Annotated in this window: 2 protein-coding genes; both read left to right on the top strand. The window is 54.7% G+C overall.

Annotated features, from left to right (window positions below; all coding sequences use genetic code 11):
- Nucleotides 1–586: 586 nt before the first annotated feature.
- Complete coding sequence (locus Q8S60_RS12085; protein WP_305668587.1) at nt 587–754, top strand: hypothetical protein; 168 nt, start codon at nt 587–589, stop codon at nt 752–754.
- 169 nt (nt 755–923) lie between these two features.
- Nucleotides 924–2,240 (top strand): transposase family protein, encoded by a 1,317-nt coding sequence (locus tag Q8S60_RS18975; RefSeq protein WP_371134390.1) that lies wholly within the window; start codon nt 924–926, stop codon nt 2,238–2,240.
- Nucleotides 2,241–3,800: the final 1,560 nt, after the last annotated feature.

Here is a 3,800-nt window from a genome sequence, read left to right as displayed (position 1 = left end):
CCATCTAGACTGTGCCTACCTTAAAGGAATTCGTCTTCTTGTGCTCTGGGCTGTCGTACATTCACGACAGTGTCGGGAGTTGACCACACCTGAGGTTCACAAGGCACTCCTGGGCCCTGCATGGAATCGGTACAACGTTGCTCCGATATGGTAAGTGTGTGTGATTATGATGATAAATGTGGTCGCGCGTGCGGACTGCGCTGTTTGCCATGTTGAACCTGTCCATATGTGGAAGTCGCCACGTTGGGAGACGCAACTTTCTCATTCACATCTCATTCTGGTGCTATTGTAAGATTCTAACTGGACAGGTCAACAGCGCATGATGAATGGGTATTGCTATGACCATTGAGGATGGTGCCAGTCGGGGAATTGTCACGTACCACCCGACGACGAGCGAACCTTGAAACAAGATTTGCGGAACGAGCAAAGATATGGTACTTTAATGCAACACAAGAGGGTCGGCAAAGGTCGGCAAGGTGTCTCAAAAATGCCCAAAAGGTCGGCATGCCGACATCGGCAGGGTGTTTCAAAAAAGCCCAACTTGTCGGCATGCCGAGGGTGCCGACCTTTGCCGAGGGGGGTCGGCATGCCGACCTTTGCCGATATCGGCAAGCTGATTTATGAAACACCCCCTCAGACGTGTCTCAAAAGGGCCCATTTTGCCGCGATTGCCGCGATTGCCGCGATTGCCGCGATTGCCCAATTGCCGCAATTGCCGCAATTGCCGCGAAATATTTTTGAGACACACCCTTGAAGTGCCGACGGGTCGGCACTAAAAAGAGGCTTCAAAAATAGTGCCGAGGGGTCGGCACTTCAATGTGGTTTTACATTGGGGGTCGGCACTTGGGGTCGGCACTTGTAGGCACCTCTTGACCATCCGACGAGTGCCGACCCCAAGTGCCGACCCCAAGTTTTTATTGGAAATGGCCTCCGACCACTCAAAACCCGCCCTATTTGCCCTTCTTATCGAGGATTTCGAAGTCCGACCTTCGCACAGCGAGTCTGAAGATGAAGACGACATGTTGCTCATTCTGCTCCAAGATCCCAAACGCAGGCGCCGCCTTTTCGATACTTCTCACGAGTACGCGGCCACTCCAGTGCGTGGGAACATTGCAGAAGCAATATTCTCTTCATCGGACGAACATTTCGCCGAGCAAGTGCGATTGAGCCGGTTGCAGTTTCTCCACGTTGAGGCTGCACTGCGTGACACGTTGCAGGGGCCTCATCGCACTCGTGGGCGGGCGCGCGCCCTTTCCCCGCGAGATCAGGTGCTCTTATTTCTCTACCACTGTGCCCATTGTACGTGTCGTTGTGCGTTTTTGCTCCGTTCTTGCAGGATATCGTCCAGTGCTCACCTGCTCATTCAACCACCCGCCACACACTCAGGTAACTCTTTACGGAGCATATCGATCATGTTTGGAGTATCGTTGGCCACTGTGCAGCGCACAGTTATGCGCGTAGCACATGCAATAGTGGATGTGCTTGGCCCACAGCATGTGCGATGGCCATCACATGCACAGCACGCTGAGCACGCACAGGAGGTTGAGGGTGAGCATGGACTCCCACACGTTGCAGGATTCATCGACGGTACGCATATCCGCATAGTCCCGCAGGATGCACGCGACAGGGTGTACTCGTTCTGTCGCAAGGGGTTTCACAGCATTGTGCTGCAGGCAATCACAGATTGCCATGGTAGGTTCTTGAGCACTGAAATTGGGTACGCAGGCCGGGTGCACGATGCTCGGGTGTTCTGCGAGTCGCCAATAGCAGCGCGCATTGGTGATGTGCAGGAGCGCGACAGCTACCTGCGGGAGCCGTTTGTGCTGCTTGGTGACGCTGCTTACCCCCTCACCAGCTGGCTCATCACTCCATACGCAAGTGAGGCAAGTGAAGCAAATGCAGCGTTCAACTACGTGCACTCGTCGGCAAGGATGGCAGTGGAGCGCGCGTTTGGCAAGCTCAAGTTGCAGTGGTCGATACTGTTCAAGAACAACTTATATGGACCTGGTGTCATGAACTTCATCACCGCAGCTGCGTGCATCTTGCACAACATCACCATTGATGTGGACGAAGAGCACGGATGGGAACCACCACCTGATCAGCTTGCTCTACTACTACAAGATGACGATGCTGAACCAATGGAAGACGACCCCATTCTCCCAGGTCGAGATCGCCCGCGCAACAAGGCACGAGCAGGGAAGGCAAAGCGCGACATGATGAAAGACGCCATCATGCAGTAGTGTAGGGTAGGAGGAGAGTTGCAAGCACACAGAACCATGAACTGCACTGCACGCTCACAACCATGTCCTACACATGCTCACACCTCATCCCAGCTCAACTCGCTGAGACGCAGTGCGCACACTTCATCGGAGGCATTGCGGGATGCTAGTGCGTACAGACGTGCCACTGTTGCTGCAGCCCGTGCTGGATCTGGCCCGTACAGACACTCACGAACCTTGCGAAGCACAACCTTGATGTCTGCTCTCCCCGCAAGATCGTCACTTGTTTCCAGTTTGCCAAGATGATCCTCCGCAATCATATGGCGCTGCTCCTTGGTGGTAGCTTGTGGCTGTGAGGGTTGTGCAGGGGAACCTTCCACGAGCTTGAGCAGTGCTTGTGTTCGCAGATCTTCATTCCGCGCACGCCGTTCCTCTGTCCTCTGTTCTGCCTCACGTCTGTCCGTGCGGTTTTTCTCGATTGCTGCAATGAATCCACTTGCAGTAGCCCGCTGCTTGGATCGCGTTGGTAGGTGTGTAGTTGAGGGCGCCGCAGGTGGAGTGTCTTCATGAGGTGAGGGTTGGGATGGAGGGGGCGTAGTCAACATTCCTGCGACGGATGACAGTGTGGACACAGGCACTATGTCGGGCCGTGCTCCTTGAAAATACTCCATGAGTGCCTCATACACAGCCTTCGACTGTGTGCAAACAGGTGGGTGTCGACGTGCGCCCCCACTCGGCTTTAGCGATGCGAGGTAGCCCTGTGCGAATGTGTTGAACACAGAGTGACTGTACATGTGCAATCTTTGTACAACGAACACTACTAACCTTGAACTTCTTTTCGACATACGCCCATCGCTTTCCGAGGGCTCTTGTCGTGAGAACAGACGCTGGCACATCGGGCCGATCGCAGAACGTCCTACGAAGCTCGGCTGATATCTCAGTCCAGATGCGCAGGGCGCCATGTTTAGAGCGCCCATCTGCAGCGGCAAGAAACTTCTTTTCCTTACCAACACGTAACATTACCAATGCGTCGGAAACATCCATCGGAATTGTGGGTGTGGCTGCAACCCGCTGCGAGGGTGTCACCCGAGCTCGCTTTGCAGGCATGTCATCCCCATCGATCGCTTCTCCTTGATCGTTGTCCGAGCCATCATCGTCAGAAACAGATTCCCGATCGTCATCGACATGCTGGTCACTCTGAGAGCCGTCGTCCGCCATTGTGTGACGTGAAATACACGTTGGGTGTGTCTGTGGATTCGTGTGGCGAAACAGCAACACTATAGCAACATTGTATGATGATGAGTGTATCAAAAATGCTTAATTTTCTAGGTGCCGACCCCTACAAAAAGTGCCGACCCCTGGGGTCGGCACTTCAAGTGCCGAGGGTCGGCACTCTGATTATTGAAACAGACTCTTAGCACGGGATGCTGGGGCACCGCCGCTGTGGCGACGTCCCCTCCGCAAACCCGAGCCCTCGCGCCGCTGGCCAACGAAACCAGCCCGGCGCAGCTCGTCCAAAGAACCAAAGCCGCGTAGGGACGACCCGATCATCCGCGGCGAATGCCGACGCTCCAAGGCGTC

Origin of the sequence: Parvibaculum sp. (genome assembly GCF_030694575.1) — a bacterium.
GTDB lineage: Bacteria > Pseudomonadota > Alphaproteobacteria > Parvibaculales > Parvibaculaceae > Parvibaculum.
This window is presented reverse-complemented; position numbering and strand designations above follow the sequence as displayed.

What these genes read in the sequence shown, in the direction of transcription:
- Q8S60_RS12085 (WP_305668587.1), top strand. Translation starts at nt 587, where the DNA reads ATGCCGACCTTTGCCGATATCGGCAAGCTGATTTATGAAACACCCCCT.
- Q8S60_RS18975 (WP_371134390.1), top strand. Translation starts at nt 924, where the DNA reads ATGGCCTCCGACCACTCAAAACCCGCCCTATTTGCCCTTCTTATCGAG.